14 protein-coding genes and 1 pseudogene are annotated in these 14,306 nt (G+C 68.8%); 8 read left to right on the forward strand and 7 right to left on the reverse strand.

Annotated elements, in window-relative coordinates; all coding sequences use genetic code 11:
- Positions 1–12: 12 nt before the first annotated feature.
- Both OG617_RS02940 and OG617_RS02945 read right to left on the reverse strand, forming a co-directional pair.
- Positions 13–336, reverse strand: a complete 324-nt coding sequence (locus OG617_RS02940; protein WP_405098431.1) for a hypothetical protein — start codon at positions 334–336, stop codon at positions 13–15.
- Complete coding sequence (locus OG617_RS02945) at positions 333–761, reverse strand: YbaB/EbfC family nucleoid-associated protein (protein ID WP_405098358.1); 429 nt, start codon at positions 759–761, stop codon at positions 333–335. Before OG617_RS02945 ends, OG617_RS02940 begins: the two co-directional genes overlap by 4 nt.
- 358 nt (positions 762–1,119) lie before the next feature.
- On the opposite strand from OG617_RS02945, the gene OG617_RS02950 reads away from it, so the two are divergent.
- The 5 genes and pseudogenes from OG617_RS02950 (at position 1,120) to OG617_RS02970 (ending at position 5,462) form a co-directional block, all read left to right on the forward strand.
- A complete protein-coding gene (locus OG617_RS02950) occupies positions 1,120–1,503 on the forward strand; it encodes a helix-turn-helix domain-containing protein (protein WP_405104083.1) in 384 nt (127 codons plus the stop codon).
- Between the two features lie 866 nt (positions 1,504–2,369).
- A complete protein-coding gene (ltrA, locus tag OG617_RS02955; protein WP_405094488.1) occupies positions 2,370–4,118 on the forward strand; it encodes a group II intron reverse transcriptase/maturase in 1,749 nt (582 codons plus the stop codon).
- Between the two features lie 102 nt (positions 4,119–4,220).
- Entirely contained in the window at positions 4,221–4,352 is a 132-nt protein-coding gene (locus OG617_RS02960; RefSeq protein ID WP_405098433.1) for a hypothetical protein, read from the forward strand.
- Positions 4,353–4,372: 20 nt separating this feature from the next.
- Complete coding sequence (locus OG617_RS02965) at positions 4,373–4,636, forward strand: transposase (protein WP_405098435.1); 264 nt, start codon at positions 4,373–4,375, stop codon at positions 4,634–4,636.
- A gap of 116 nt (positions 4,637–4,752) precedes the next feature.
- Positions 4,753–5,462 (forward strand): annotated as a pseudogene (locus OG617_RS02970) (IS6 family transposase).
- 438 nt (positions 5,463–5,900) lie between these two features.
- Here OG617_RS02970 and OG617_RS02975 read toward each other — a convergent pair.
- The 5 genes from OG617_RS02975 to OG617_RS02995 all read right to left on the reverse strand — a co-directional run bounded on the left by OG617_RS02975 (position 5,901) and on the right by OG617_RS02995 (position 10,387).
- A complete protein-coding gene (locus tag OG617_RS02975; protein WP_405098437.1) occupies positions 5,901–7,367 on the reverse strand; it encodes an NAD(P)/FAD-dependent oxidoreductase in 1,467 nt (488 codons plus the stop codon).
- Positions 7,364–7,624, reverse strand: a complete 261-nt coding sequence (locus OG617_RS02980; RefSeq protein ID WP_405098439.1) for a (2Fe-2S)-binding protein — start codon at positions 7,622–7,624, stop codon at positions 7,364–7,366. The genes OG617_RS02975 and OG617_RS02980 overlap by 4 nt, the downstream gene beginning before the upstream one ends.
- 43 nt (positions 7,625–7,667) lie before the next feature.
- On the reverse strand, positions 7,668–8,858 hold the full coding sequence (locus tag OG617_RS02985) for an NAD(P)/FAD-dependent oxidoreductase (RefSeq protein ID WP_405098441.1): 1,191 nt from the start codon (positions 8,856–8,858) through the stop codon (positions 7,668–7,670).
- Positions 8,855–9,775 carry a dihydrodipicolinate synthase family protein gene (locus tag OG617_RS02990; RefSeq protein WP_405098443.1) on the reverse strand — a complete coding sequence of 307 codons (921 nt, stop codon included), beginning with the start codon at positions 9,773–9,775 and terminating at the stop codon, positions 8,855–8,857. The genes OG617_RS02985 and OG617_RS02990 overlap by 4 nt, the downstream gene beginning before the upstream one ends.
- Before the next feature lie 75 nt (positions 9,776–9,850).
- Positions 9,851–10,387: a helix-turn-helix domain-containing protein gene (locus OG617_RS02995; RefSeq protein WP_405098445.1), complete on the reverse strand. Its 537-nt coding sequence runs from the start codon at positions 10,385–10,387 to the stop codon at positions 9,851–9,853.
- Positions 10,388–10,686: 299 nt separating this feature from the next.
- Between OG617_RS02995 and OG617_RS03000 the strand changes: the two genes are divergently transcribed.
- Genes OG617_RS03000 through OG617_RS03010 form a run of 3 tightly spaced genes read left to right on the forward strand, consistent with a single transcriptional unit; the run spans position 10,687 to position 14,304 of the window.
- Entirely contained in the window at positions 10,687–12,294 is a 1,608-nt protein-coding gene (locus OG617_RS03000) for an ABC transporter substrate-binding protein (protein ID WP_405098447.1), read from the forward strand.
- Positions 12,295–12,301: 7 nt separating this feature from the next.
- Complete coding sequence (locus tag OG617_RS03005; RefSeq protein ID WP_405098449.1) at positions 12,302–13,390, forward strand: ABC transporter permease; 1,089 nt, start codon at positions 12,302–12,304, stop codon at positions 13,388–13,390.
- Positions 13,387–14,304 (forward strand): ABC transporter permease, encoded by a 918-nt coding sequence (locus tag OG617_RS03010; RefSeq protein ID WP_405098451.1) that lies wholly within the window; start codon positions 13,387–13,389, stop codon positions 14,302–14,304. Before OG617_RS03005 ends, OG617_RS03010 begins: the two co-directional genes overlap by 4 nt.
- Positions 14,305–14,306 lie beyond the last annotated feature (2 nt).

The following is a 14,306-nucleotide window of genomic DNA, read 5'->3' on the forward strand; positions in this document are numbered from 1 at the left end:
AGGGACGGTGGCTCACACCTGACGGTTCACCCGGTCGGCCGCCGCTTTGGCCAGCCCTTCGGCCTCGGCATACTTGCGGGCCAGCCGGCCCACCTGTTCGCCGGTTGTGGTCAGGCCCTTCGCCACCGCGCGGAGTTCCTTAACAACATCGTCCTTCGGCGCGACGTAGTTCGTGGCGAACGCCTTCCCGATTTCGTCATTACCCCAGCAGTTACCCGCCGCGGCCATGGCCGCGTCCAACGCCCGTAGGGCGTAATCGACCTTGCCGCCGAGGTCCTGCACCCCTGCGGCGCGCAGGGCGAGTTGGTCGGTGTCAACCCGAAGCTGGTCACTCATCGGTCTGCCCGCTTCGCATCCGGACCGGGTCCGAGCAGGGCCGCGAGCATCGGATCGTCGAAGATGTCGGCAGGCAGGACCCGATCGATGGGAACCTTGCCGCCCTGCATGTCGGCCATGGAGACGCCCTCGGGCATCATCACGCTCATCAGCTCCGACATCTGCGACAGCGCCTTGACCTTGGCATCACCCACAGTCTTCGTCACCATCGCGGCCAGCTCGGCCGGCGCCATCTTGCGGTATGCCTCCGTCGGGAAGGCCATCCCGGTGATGTTGCCGTTCGCGTCGACCGTGACGGTCAACGCGCGCTTGGGCGCCGTCACCGTCACAGAAATCTCCTCTACCTTTCGCTGCGCTTCCAGGGCCTGGCTGCGCTGCTGCTGGTACAGCTCAAGCAACTGCTCGATCTCGTCGCCGAATGACATCTCCCGCTCCGTTCCGAAGGGCCACAGGCCCGCCCAAACCTCACTAGAACACGACCGCGCTCGACTCCGGAACCCAAGACATCAGGTAGCGCGGGAGGTCACCAGCAGGCCGACACCGAAAGAGATGCCGAAAGACAAACCCGCGACCGAAGCGGACCACCCCGTGGCCCGATACAGTCGGCGGGCCTGTTTCGGGGACGACCCCCAGCAGCCACAGAACACAGCCGTGGCTGATCGCCCAGCCCAACCATCCGGCCAGACACCCGACCTGCAACCCCATCAGTAGATGACAGGTTCAGTCGGTCGTAGCATTTGATCTTGGTGGTTCGGTGGGACAGGATGTTCCGCCGTGCGTGCGATGTTGACCCTGGCTGATCGTGAAGAAGTATCCCGTGGCCTGGCCGAAGGCTTGGAGTACAAGCAGATCGCGGTCCTGATCGGCCGTGATCCGTCGGTGGTGTCACGGGAGATCGCCCGGCACGGTGGCCGGGTCGGGTACCGGGCCGCGGCCGCTGACACCGGTGCGGCGGCGGCGCGGCGGCGGCCGAAGACGTGGGCGGTGGAGCGGGTGCCGGGCCTGCGGGAGGTGGTCCGCGAGCGGCTGCGGCTGGGTTGGTCGCCTGCGTCGATCGCGGGTCGGTTGGCGTTCGACTACCCCGACGATCAGGCTACCGGGTGTCTCATGAGGCGATCTACCAGTGGGTGTACGCCCAGCCGGTTTCCACTCTGGCGCGGGAGTTGATCGGTCTGCGTACTGGCCGCACGGCCCGACGTGGCGGGGCCCAGCCGGCACCGGCACCCCGGATCCGCGAGCCCCGATACCTCGACGAACGCCCCGCCGAGGTCGAGGACCGACAGGTCCCCGGGCACTGGGAAGGTGACCGTGCGACACGAAGTCGCACGAGTTTGAGTGGATTTGCCGCTTGGAGGTTCGTCTATTACTGATGGCAAGTCCCGGTCCTGTGTCCGTTGGCTCGTCCCCTCTCCTGACATGCGTTGCTGGTAACGGCGGGGTGTGAAGCTCAGGAGTCAAGCCCAAGGGTTTCCGTTCCGTCCGGGAGCTACAGGCTAAGGGGAAGACCGGACGGGTGAATGCAAATGAACCCTCGATGATGTCTCGTGATCCCAAGCCCTGTCGACGGAATGCGGTAATGGGGTACAGGGCTGGCCGTTGAGAAGCGGCAGGCGCTGGCTGGTAGAGGTCACTCCAGCCAGAAGGACACCGCCGCCTCGGGATAAAGAGGGCACCCACCCCGGTCGTGTCTCACTCGTGCGGAACGTGGAAATCCCGTTGGAGTCCGGGTCTCGATGACCGGTCGGCCGACTGCGAGGAAAGCTCAATTCTTCAGCGGGGACAGGAAGGCCCAAGAAGCGAATGCCGGTAGCCGAAAGGAAACAGGAAATCGGAGGAGTCATCCGATCCTCCATCGGATTCTTCCGTATAACTGGCCGGATACGGGCGATGCCCGGACTCGAAAGGGTGCTGACGTGGGTCTGGTGAGCCTGTGGAGAAACACTGAACAATGACACCGGAACCGAAGGACAAGTTGGACGTCACAGTGACGCAAGTGTTCACTCCGATTGGCTCGTGGTGAGTATGTTGCCGTGGTGAACGGACCGGAGGGCGATGTTATCGACTGGTCGTCGATCGCTTGGCGCCAGGCTGAAGATGCCGTGGGTCGTCTGCGTCAGAGAATTTTCGCGGCGTCGCAGGCGGGGGACCTTAAACGGGTCCGCAATCTGCAGAAACTGATGCTCCGTTCTCGCGCTAACACGCTGATCAGCGTGCGGCGAGTCACGGAGATCAACGCTGGCCGTAAGACGGCGGGCGTCGACGGGAAAGTCGTGCTGCACCCGGAATCCAAGGCTGAACTGGCCGACTGGATGCAGCACGACAGCGCCATGTGGACTGCCCGTCCCGTCAAGCGTGTCTACATTCCTAAGCCCGGAACCACGAAACGGCGTGGTCTCGGCATTCCCGTGATCGCCGACAGGGCCTTACAAGCCTTGACAGCGAACGCGTTGGAACCTGAATGGGAGGCCCGATTTGAGCCGAAGTCCTACGGATTTCGGCCGGGCCGCGGCTGTCACGACGCGATCGGGGCCATCTATTCCACGCTCAACGGTAAGAACCCGCAGCGGGTGTGGATCCTCGACGCTGACCTGACGGCAGCCTTCGACCGGATCGATCACCGGCACCTGCTGACATTGCTTGGCGCGTTTCCCGCCAGGGATCGAGTGGAACGATGGCTGAAAGCAGGTGTGATCGATAATGGCCGGTTCGCCCCGACCGGGGAAGGAACTCCCCAAGGCGGAGTGATCAGCCCGACGCTGTTCAACGTGGCTTTGCATGGAATGGAGAATGCCGCCGGGGTCCGTTACCTCACAGCCGGCAGAGATGCCGGCAGTGCGGTAACAGACAGTCCGGTGCTGGTGAGATACGCAGACGATTTCGTCGTGATGTGCCACAGCCATGAGCGGGCCGACCAGGCCAAGGAAAGGCTACGGCAATGGCTGACGTCCAGAGGATTAGCCTTCAACGAGGGCAAAACTCGTATCGTCCATGCTGGCGATGGGTTCGATTTTCTGGGGTTCAACGTCCGCCGCTATCACGGGAAACTGCTGATCAGACCGAGCAAGGCGGCATTGAGACGGATCCGGGAAAGGCTACGCGGCGAGATAATAGCTTTGCGAGGAGCTAACGCGGCGGCGGTGCTTTACAAGATCAACCCCATCATCCGGGGCTGGTCTGCCTATTACCGGACGGTGGTGTCGAGCGAGATATTCACGGCGCTGGACAACTATGTGTGGATTCTGCTTTACAAGTGGGCGAAACACAGCCACCCGAATAAGTCGAAGCACTGGATCGTTGACAGGTACTTCGGCCGGTTCAACCAGGCCAGGCAGGACAGGTGGGTTTTTGGTGACCGTGACAGCGGCTCCTACCTGATCAAGTTTTCCTGGACGAAGATCGTCCGGCACCAACTGGTCAAGGGCACGGCGTCCCCGGACGATCCTGCTCTCAGCAAGTATTGGGCCGATCGGCGCTGCAAAGGACCTCCAGCAACGGGCAAAGCCACGCTGTATCTTTTGAAGAAACAGCAAGGTCGATGTTCGCTCTGCCGAGGGTTTCTGCTACACGCCGAGCACGCGCCGCAGACCCCAACCGAATGGGAACTGTGGACACGCACGATCCGGAAGGCGATCGTCAGACAACATGTCGTCGCCCCGATCGACGGTAAGCCGGACGCTATTCATTCCCGTCTCATACACGCGTACTGCCTCCGACGGCAGCCAGCCGGCGAAGGCCAAAGGCCAAGCATTCTGCCCGTCAGCGAGCCTCCAGGGCTTGCTTGAGCCGTGTGCGGTTAACGCCGCAAGCACGGTTCTGAGGGGGCCCCGGCGCAGCAATGCGCCGGGGCTACCCGACTGGTCATCGGCAAGGCAGGCAAGACCGCGGTGGCGACGCTGGTCGAACGCACCTCCCGGTTCGTGGTCCTGGTCCCGCTGACCGGCCGAGACTCCCTCACCGTCGGCGACGCGATCATCGCCGCCGCCGGAACCCTCCCCCGCAGATCGCGAGGTCGTTGACCTGGGACTGCGGGTCGGAAATGGCCGGACACGCCAGGATCACCGCAACCGGCCTGCCGGTGTACTCCGCCCGCCCCCACTCACCCTGGCAACGAGGCAGCAACGAGAACGCCAACCGGATCCTGCGCGAGTACTTCCCCAAGGGCGTCCCGATCACCTCCGACCCCACATACCTCGCGATGGTCGCTTCCGAGATCAACGACCGACCGCGTAAGATCCACGGCTGGAAGAAGCCCTCCGAGATGCCGGGAATGAGGTGTCCGAGGCGCAGTTGCAGTTGCTGATCGGGATGGGCCGCGACCCCAAGGTCGGTGTGTCAGCGACCGGCTCTGTTGCATTAGGTGCAAGCATGATCGACTACCGTGTTTGATCGGTGTGGTCTGCTTGGCTGGTGAGGTCGCTGTCTCGTGTCCGGTCCTGGTCCCCGCCCGCGTCGGCGTTCGCGGGGTTCTGGTTCCCGCCCGAGGTGATCGTTCTCGCGGTGCGCTGGTACCTGCGGTTCAACCTCTCCTACCGGGATGTGGAGGACCTGCTGGTCGAACTCGGTGTGGAGGTGGATCACGTCACTGTCTACCGGTGGGTGCAGCGGTTTACCCCGCTGCTGGCCGACGCTGCCCGATTCCACCGCCACTGTCCAGGCGACCGGTGGTTCGTCGATGAGACCTATGTAAAGGTCAACGGGTCTGGCGGTACGTCTACCGGGCGATTGACCAGCACGGGCAGGTCATCGACGTGTTTGTCTCAGCCCGTCGGGACGCCGCCGCAGCCCGCCGGTTCTTTCAGCGCGCGATGCGGACGTTGAAGGTCACGCCCAGTGAGGTGGTCACCGACGCCGCCCCCGTCTACCCCGGCGTGCTCGATGAGCTGGTCCCGTCGGCTTGGCACCACGTCGAACGGCACGCCAACAACCCGATCGAGGCCGACCATAGCCAGCTCAAGCACCGGCTCAGACCGATGCGCGGGCTTCGCACCGACCGCACCGCCCAGACGATCATCACCGGGCATGCCTTCGTGCAGAACCTCCGCCGCGGACACTACGAACTCGCCACCGATGATCCACCCGCGACGCGGGTGGCCACCGCATTCACCGAACTGGCCCGAGCGATCTGACCGGTGCCCCCTGACAAGGCTCGGCGTGCCCACCGTTCCGACAACGCAACAGCGCCATTGATGTTCTTCCCTAGACAAGAAGATCATCAACCAAGGGCTGTTTCCGTCATCGGTCGGGGTCCCCACAGGACCTCAGCGGTTAAAGATCAAGTTAGACAGACCTCTCTCGAGCCGCTCTCGCCGGCGGTCGTGGCCGGGGCGCAGGCCGTTCGAGGGCCAGCCCGTGGGCGGCAGGTGTTTCCCGAGCGACCCCGACCACAACCTCGAAGATCATGGCTGCAGACCCTGACCTCCGCTGCCAATTCAACAAGTTGGAGACCTCTCTGTTGCCAACGCCTTGACACAGAGAGGTGCCGTTAGATCCACACTCCCGCCTGGGATGATGGGAGGGGATGGTTCAAGCCTGGAGTCAACGGCTGGTGCGGGCGGCGCCCTCGGTCAGTCCGCAGCGGGCGGTTTGTCGCCGACCGCGAGGGCGCGCAGCGGGACGGGCTTGACCGGCGCCTGCGCGGTGAACGCGCCGACCTGCTCCGGCCCCCGGCCGGTCAGCATGGAGATGAGCTGGCAGAGGCCCGGCTCGCAGGACCGCCCCTGGCACAGGCCCATCCCGGCGCGGGTCACCAGCTTCACCGCGTTCGCGGTGCCGAGGTGCGGATTGGCGCCCAGCGCGCGGCGCACGTCGCCGGCCCGCACCTCCTCGCACCGGCAGAGCACGGTGTCGTCGGTGACCAGGCTGCCCAGGGCCGCCCGGTCCGGCGCGAACCGGTCGAGCACCTGCGTGACGAAACGTCGTCGTCGGCGCAGCTCCCGGCGGACCGGGCGGGCCAGCGTAACGGCCTGGGGCTCGTCGAGCAGCCCCAGGTCGCGCAGCACACCGAGGGCGGCGAGCCGGCCCTCGACCTCCGCCTGCTCGGCACCCGCGACGCCGGTCAACTCGCCGGCCACCGCGATTTGAGGCACCGAGGTCCGCAGCCACTCGTCGTGCCGGACCACCCAGCCGCCCGCGGGGGAATCCCAGGTCACCGCGCAACCGGCCTGCCGGGCCAGCTCGACGGAGGGGACGAAGCCGTAGCCCAGCGCCAGCACGTCGCAGGGCACGTCCCGCTCGGTCCCGGGCACCGGCAGCCCTGTGGGGCCGACCTCGGCGAGGGTCACCGTGGTCAGGTCCGGGTCGCCGGCGGCGCGGCGGACCACCGTGCCGAACCGGACCGGCACGCCCGCCCGTCGCAGGACGCACAGCGCGTCGACGCCCTCGGCGATCTTGCCTCCCGCGCCCGCCACGGCGGCCAGCCCGGCCGGTCCGGGCAGGAGGTCGCGGCGGCGTTGGATCAGCGCGACCTCGACCACCCGGGCACCGGCCCGGACCAGTTGGGCGGCCACCACCAGCAGCAGCGGGTGGCCCCCGGCCAGGACAAACCGGCCGCCCGGCAGCAGGCCCTGTGCCTTGACGAACGTCTGCACACCGCCCGCCGTGAGCACTCCCGGCAGGGTCCAGCCCGGAAACGGCACCGGCAGGTCGTACGCGCCGGCGGTGAGCAGCACCGCTCGGGGTTCGAGCAGGCGGACACCGACCGGACCGTGCGTGGCGACCCGGTAGCGGCCCGGCGGGGGCTGGTCGCCCGCGTACCCGTCGAGGCCGGCCCGGGTGCCGAGGACGCCCCACACCGTGGTGTCGGCGAGCCAGCGGACGCCGGGAGCGGCGGTGGCCTCGGCCAGCAGCGCCCGACCGGCGGGGGACGATCCGGCCGGCGGGGTGAACCCGGCCGGCGGTTGGCGGTAGATCTGCCCGCCCGGCTGCTCCTGCTCGTCGACGACGGTGACGGCGGCGCCATGCCGGCCGAGGGTGGCGGCGGCGGCCAGCCCGGCCGGGCCAGCGCCGACCACCACCACGTCGGGCGCGTTCACCGGGGCACCGCCGTGCGGACCCGCATGTCGGCCCGTACCCGGATCAGGCAGGAGCGCTGGCAGGGCACGTCGTCCACCGTGACGACGCACTCGAAGCAGATCCCCATGTTGCAGTAGGGCGCCCGGCGGGCGCCGCCGCGCGTGGTGCCGACGGCCCGCTCACCAGCGGCGAGCAACGCGGTGGCCAGCGACTCGCCCGGGTGGGCGGGAACGGTCCGCCCGTCCACCTCGATGGTGACCAGCTCGGGTCGGTCCATCGGGGTACGCCTCGGTGCGTCCGGAGGGTTCGACGGGCGGTGTTCAGACAAAGTTCAGCGCTCCGAAACGGGAGGGAGAGTAGTCCTCAATCGACCGGTCGGTCTCGCCGGTCACGACCATGCCGGCGAGGAGCCGGGCGTAGGTGAGGCCGAGGGTGAAGGCCGAGCCGCCGGTGGCGACGAACAGTCCGGGCCGGCGCGGGACCGCGCCGAGCAGCGGCAACTGGTCCGGGGTGAGCGTGGTCATGCCCGTCCACGTCCGGATCACCGGCAGGTCGAACACCGCCGGGACCACCCGGGCGGCGGCGGCGGCGTTGCCGACCAGCGACTCGTACCGCAACTCCGGGTTGGTCTCCAGGTCGACCTGTCCGGCCCGGCTGACCAGCTTGGCCGGCCACCCGCCACCGATCAGCACGTTGCCGTCCTCGGTCTGCTTCATCGACAGCCGCCGGCCGACGTGCTGGATCAGGTGCGGCAGGAACGGCCGGCTGCGGGCGGTGGCGCTCATCGTCAGCCCGACCGGGAAGACCGGCAGCCGGACGTCGGCCATCGCGGCCAGCTCGGCGGTCCAGACCCCGCCGGCGAGCACCACCGTGTCGGCCAGGTGGGTCTCCCCGGCGGTGTCCCCGGGCCCGGTCCCGGTGCGCAGTTCCCAGTGCCGGCCGCGCCGGTGCAGCCCGGTGACCCGGCAGCCGGTGCGCAGCACGGCGCCGTACCGGCCGGCGGCCCGGGCCAGCGCCGGGGTGACCAGTCGGGGGTTGGCCTTGCCCTCGCCGGGCACGTGACCGGCGGCGAGCACGGTGTCCGCCAGGTACGGCGCGAACCGGCGCAGCTCCGGGCCGGAGAGCACGGCGACGTCGAGACCGTACTCGCGTTCCAGGGCCGCCTTCCGGTCCAGCACAACGATCTCCGCCGGGGTCTCGGCGAGCATCAGCCCGCCGGTACGGGACACCCCGCACCGCTCACCGAGCTCGTCCTCGACGGTGGCCCAGGCCCGCATGGCGTCCAGGTGCAGCGGGAGCGCACGGGCCGCCGCGCGGGCCGCGTCGTCGCCGTGCTCGACCATCCGGAACTCCAGCTGGAAGTGCAGGCTGCCCGCGTTCTGCCCGGAGGCGTGCCGGTTGACCTGGTCCTTCTCGACGAGCAGGACCCGGTTGCCGGCGCGGGCCAGGTGCCAGGCGGTCGCGCAGCCGAGCAGACCGCCGCCGATGACCGCCGTGTCGTACGAAGTCATGGGAGCAGGTCGAGCTGGGTCATGGTGGCCCGGACGCGGTCCTGTTCGGCGGGGGTCAGCGGGAGCAGCGGCGCGCGGACGTGCCCGGCCGGTACGCCGCGCAGGGTGAGCGCGTACTTCATGATCGCCTGCGCGTTGCCGAACCGGGCGCCGTAGTCCGGCCCGAACCAGTCCTCCATGATCACCCGGTCGCGGGCGCCGAGGACCCGGGCCCGGTCGAGGTCCCCGGCGCGCAGGGCGCGGAAGAAGTCGGGGTGGTCGGCGCCAAGCACGGCGCCGGCTCCCATCAGCCCGTCGCCACCGATCGTGGTCATCAGCTCGATGCCGACCTCGTTGGTGGGGATGCCGAAGTAGCGCACGCGGTGGCGCAGGGCAACGAGGCTGCGGACGAATCCGCCGAAGTCCGGGGTAGAGTTCTTGACCGCCACCACGGTGTCCAGCCCGCTCAGCTCCGACAGTAGGTCGGCGTCCAGGTCGACGCCGGTGCCGCGGGGCCAGTTGTAGACGCAGAGCGGCATGTCCACCGCCTCGGAGACGGCCCGGTAGAAGGCCACGATCTCCGACCGGGTGGGCACCACGTACGGCGGCGGGGTGAGCAGGATGCCGTGCAGGCCTGCGTCCCGGGCGGCCTCGGCGTGCCGGATCGCCTCCGCGGGCGTGTACGCGTTGCAGCCGCCGAGCACCGTGAGGCGGTCGCCGACCCGTTCGGCGGCCGTCCGGAACAGCGCGGAGCGTTCCTGTTCGGTGAGGCTGAACCACTCGCCCGTGGTACCGCCGACGATCACCCCGTGCAGCCGCTCGGCGGCGAGCCAGTCCAGTTGGACGCGCCAGGCGGCGAGGTCCAGTTCGCCGGTGGCGGTGAACGGGGTGGTGACGGCCGGGAGGTAGCCGAACCAGTCGACGCTGTCACGGTCCACTTTCGGGTCCTTTCGACGGGCGGCGTCGTATCCGCCCACGTGCGTGACGCGGGCCGGGTGACGTGCCGGGGTGGGTCAGGGGGTCGGCGGGGTGACCGCGATGATGAGCCGGGCGCGCTGGTCGCTGGCGTTGCGGTAGAGGTGGGGCAGCCGGGAGTCGAAGGTGATCGCCTCGCCGGTCTTCAGCACGTACTTCTCGCCACCGATCTCGGCGACGACCTCGCCGGTGACGGCGATCGCGCACTCGGTCGAGGGGTGCGACCACGGCTCGCTGGAGCTGGCGTCGCCGGGCGCCAGCTCGGCTTCGAGCACCTCCAGGTCGCCCCGCCCCGGGGTGAGCCGGTCGTAGGCGATCTGCCCCGGAGGAGCGGCGAGCCGGGTCCGCGAACCGGAACGGCTGAGGTGCACCAGCGGCGCGTCCGGCTCGGAGAACAGCGCCGCGATGGAGGTGTCGAAGACCTTGGCGAGCTTACGGAGGGTGGCCAGGCTGGGGTCCGTGGCGCCGTTCTCGATCTGGCTGAGCAGGGCGGGTGAGACGTCGGCGGCAGCCGCGAGCTGACGTAGCGTGAGGGAGTGCTGCTGGCGCAGGTCGCGAAGCTGGTCACCGAGCATGCGTCTTCCTCGTTCCAACAGTGTGACTAGAAATGTTTGACGTAACTATACGCCGTTGTCTAGCATGGTCAAACACAAGGCGAACGTGTTTGGTGTAACTAGACAAGCCGCGCCGAGGAACGAACCGGACAGGAGTCCCGGCCGGATACATCCAACCTCATGACGGTATACGGGCGAAGACCCGCGAGCCGCCATCGGTTGGCACCGGCGGCCCCGGCCGCGGCGTCACCGGCGACGCCGGGCGCGACAACCCAAGAGCCCGTCCCACGCGGGCCGGCCCATTCGAAGGTAGGAACAGCATGTCGGTGTCCCCTCGCCGGCTCCGCGTCGGAGCGATCGCTCTGGCGGCACTGGCCATAGCCTCCAACACCGCGTGCAGCGCGGGCGGCAACGGAGGAAACGGTAACGATGGTTCGGCCAAGACCCTCACCGTCAACACCTCGTTCGTCCTCAAGACCCTCGACCCCGGCCGGATCTACGAGGCCACCGGGCTCACGGCCGTGCACTCCCTCTACGACACCCTGCTGACCTTCAAGGGCTCGGACGTCGGCAAGCCGGTCCCGGCGCTGGCCGAGTCGTACGAGGCCTCCGCCGACGCGAAGACCTTCACCTTCAAGCTCCGCGGGGGCGTGAAGTTCTCCGACGGCAGCCCGCTGACCGCCGACGACGTGGTCTTCTCCCTCAACCGGCTGAAGAACCTCAAGGCCAGCCCGGCGGTCATGGTCAGCGGCCTCACGGTCGCCAAGACCGACGACCGGACCGTGGTGGTCACCTCGGCGACCGCCGACCCGAACATCCCAGTGGTGTTGGCCATGCCCTCGACCGGGGTGGTCAACTCCAAGGTTGCCAAGGAGCACGGCGCGACGCACGGCCCCGACGCCGCGAAGAGCGACACCGCGCAGCAGTACCTCGACAAGAACTCCATCGGTAGCGGCCCGTACGTGCTGAAGTCGTACGACCCGTCGGCGCAGGTGGTGCTGGAGGCCAACCCCAACTACTGGGGCACCAAGCCCGAGTTCGGCCGCGTCGTGCTGCGCAACATGGACGTGCAGACCCAGAAGCTGACCATGCAGCGGGCCGGCGGCTCGGAAATCGCGTTGGACATCTCCGGCAAGCTCCTGGAGGGGCTGCCGGACACGCTGAAGACCTCCGCCATGCAGGACACCGTCTACTTCCTCTTCCTCAACGCCGACCCGGCCGTCTCCGGGGTGACCTCGAACCCGAAGTTCAACCAGGCACTGCGCGCATCCATCGACTACCAGGGCATCGCCGGGCTGTACGGCAAGGGCGCCGCCCCCGGCGCAGGGCTGGTGGCCCCGGCCTACCCGGGCGCGCTGCCCGCCGGGGAGGAGTCGAAGCGTGACGTGGCGAAGGCCAAGGCGCTGCTCACCGAGGCGGGGCTGACCAACCCCACGGTCAAGTTCAACTACCCGGCCATCACCTACAAGGGGGTCGACCTGGGCACGGTGGCCACCAAGGTGCAGGGCGACGCCGCCGAGGCCGGCATCAAGCTGGAGCTGACCCCGCAGCCGCTGACCACGTTCCTCGACGAGATGCGTACGGGCAAGATGGCACTCGGGTTCACCCCGCAGAGCCTGAACTACCCCGTCGCCGACTCGCTGATCAACAACATGTCCCCCGGCCAGGCCACCGCGCTGCGCTCGGGCTGGACGGTGGAGCGGGCCGACCCGGCCGTCGTGGCCGCCGGCAAGAAGGTCACCGAGACCCTCGACCTCGCTGCCCGGGCCACCGCCATGCAGGAGTGGCAGCGGGCGATGAACGCCGCCTCGCCGTACGTAGTCCTGGCCAGCAACTCCTCCACCGTCGTGGCGAGCGGCGACCTGACCGGCACCGACTACACCGCTGCGGGCTGGCAGGTCGACCTGGCCGCCGTCGGCCGGGAGTAACCACCTCATGACGACGACAGTCGACGACGCCGAGCCGGGCGCGGTCACCACGACCGCGTCCCGGCCCCGGCCGCGCCGGGCGCTGCTGGTGTTCCTGGCCAAGCGGGTGGCGATCACGGCCGGGCTGCTGCTGGGCGTCACGATCGTGACGTTCGGCCTGGTGACCGTGGTGCCCGGTGACCCGGTCACCGCCAACCTCTCCGACCAGGCGCTCAACGACCCCGCCACGGTGGCCGCGTTCCGCGAGAAGTGGGGCCTGGACCAGCCGCTGTACGTGCAGTACCTGCAGTACCTCGGCAACCTGTTCCGGGGCGACCTCGGCATCTCCCAGCAGACCGGCCGGACCGTGACGGACGACCTGTTCCAGTACGTGCCGGCGACCATGGAACTGGCCATCCCCACCATGGTGCTGGCGCTGCTGATCGGCACCGGGATCGGCATGCTCGCCGCCGTGCGCAACGGCCGGATCACCGACCAGCTGATCCGGGTCGGCGCGCTGCTCGGCCTGTCCACCCCGCCGTTCTGGCTGTCGCTCGTCGTGCTCTACGTCTTCTTCTACCAGCTCGGCCTGGCACCCAGCGGGGGCCGGCTCTCCACCGACTTCAGCCCGCCGCCGACGGTGACCGGCATGTACACGGTCGACGCCGCCCTCGCCGGCCAGTGGGACGTGGCCTGGGACGCAGCCCAGCACCTGATCCTGCCGGTGCTCGTGCTGACCAGCCTGACCGTGGCGATGCTGGTCCGGTTCGTCCGCTCGTCCATGCTGGAGGTGCTCCAGCAGGACTACATCCGGGCCGCGTACGCCAAGGGCCTGCCCGCCCGGGTGGTGTTCCGCCGGCACCTGCTGCGGGCCGGGCTGGTCCCGGTGATCACCGTCTCCGGTCTGGCCTTCGCCTCGCTGCTCTCCGGCACGGTGCTGGTGGAGAACATCTTCGGCTGGCCGGGCCTCGGCCAGTACGCGTACCGCAGCGCGACGGCGCTGGACCTGCCCGCGATCCTCGGCGTCAGCCTGTTCGTGGCGCTGGTCTACACGCTGGTCAACCTCACCGTCGACCTGCTGTACGGGCTCATCGACCCGAGGATCCGGCTGTCATGACCACACTCGCACCCGACCCCGTGGCGCCCGACCCGAAGGCGACCGACGCGCTGGCCCGGCGCCGGTTGTTGGGCCGGCTGCGCGGTCGCTCGACCGGGCGGCCCATCTGGCGGCAGCCGATCGCCGCGGCGGCCCTGGTCATCCTCGGCGGGTGGCTGCTGATGGCACTGTTCGCCCCGGTCGTCGCGCCGTACGACCCGTTGGCGCAGAGCCCGGACGCGTACGCCCCGCCGTCGGGCACGCACTGGTTCGGCACCGACTCCCTCGGCCGGGACGTGTTCAGCCGGGTGATCCACGGCTCCCGCCTGTCGATCCCGCTCGCGCTCGCCATCGTCTCCCTCGCCCTGCTGATCGGCGGCCTGCTCGGCTTGGTCGCCGGCTACGTGGGACGGTTCGTCGACGAGGCGCTGATGCGCCTGACGGACCTGGTGTTCGCGTTCCCGCAGATCATCCTGGCGATGGCGGTGACCGCCGCGTTCGGGCCCAGCACCCGCAACGCCGTCCTCGCGCTGGTCATCGTCTCCTGGCCGGTCTACGCCCGGGTCATCCGCAGCGCCGTGCTGACCATGCGCGGCGAGGACTACCTCAGCGCCGCCCGGCTGCTCGGCATCGGGCCGGTCCGCGCGCTGCGCCGCGACGTCCTGCCCAACAGCGTGGGGCCGGCGATCGTGCTGGCCACCCTGGAGCTCGGCAACGCCGTGCTGCTGCTGTCCGCGCTGTCCTTCCTCGGCCTCGGCCCCCGCCCGCCGGCCGCCGAGTGGGGCTCGATGGTGGCGCTCGGCTCGCAGGACCTCTCCATGTGGTGGGTCAGCGTGTTCCCCGGCCTGGCCATCCTCACCGTGGTGATGGCCTTCAACGTGCTCGGCGACGCGCTGCGCGACCGGATCGACCCCCGCTACGCGAAGGGACGTTGAGA

It is taken from the genome of Micromonospora sp. NBC_01412, from assembly GCF_045040215.1.
In the GTDB taxonomy this organism is placed as follows: domain Bacteria; phylum Actinomycetota; class Actinomycetes; order Mycobacteriales; family Micromonosporaceae; genus Micromonospora; species Micromonospora rubida.

Coding starts and splice junctions, on each gene's coding strand:
- OG617_RS02940 (WP_405098431.1), bottom strand. CDS start 336: ATGAGTGACCAGCTTCGGGTTGACACCGACCAACTCGCCCTGCGCGCC.
- OG617_RS02945 (WP_405098358.1), bottom strand. CDS start 761: ATGTCATTCGGCGACGAGATCGAGCAGTTGCTTGAGCTGTACCAGCAG.
- OG617_RS02950 (WP_405104083.1), top strand. CDS start 1,120: ATGTTGACCCTGGCTGATCGTGAAGAAGTATCCCGTGGCCTGGCCGAA.
- OG617_RS02965 (WP_405098435.1), top strand. CDS start 4,373: ATGGCCGGACACGCCAGGATCACCGCAACCGGCCTGCCGGTGTACTCC.
- OG617_RS02980 (WP_405098439.1), bottom strand. CDS start 7,624: ATGGACCGACCCGAGCTGGTCACCATCGAGGTGGACGGGCGGACCGTT.
- OG617_RS02985 (WP_405098441.1), bottom strand. CDS start 8,858: ATGACTTCGTACGACACGGCGGTCATCGGCGGCGGTCTGCTCGGCTGC.
- OG617_RS02995 (WP_405098445.1), bottom strand. CDS start 10,387: ATGCTCGGTGACCAGCTTCGCGACCTGCGCCAGCAGCACTCCCTCACG.
- OG617_RS03000 (WP_405098447.1), top strand. CDS start 10,687: ATGTCGGTGTCCCCTCGCCGGCTCCGCGTCGGAGCGATCGCTCTGGCG.
- OG617_RS03005 (WP_405098449.1), top strand. CDS start 12,302: ATGACGACGACAGTCGACGACGCCGAGCCGGGCGCGGTCACCACGACC.
- OG617_RS03010 (WP_405098451.1), top strand. CDS start 13,387: ATGACCACACTCGCACCCGACCCCGTGGCGCCCGACCCGAAGGCGACC.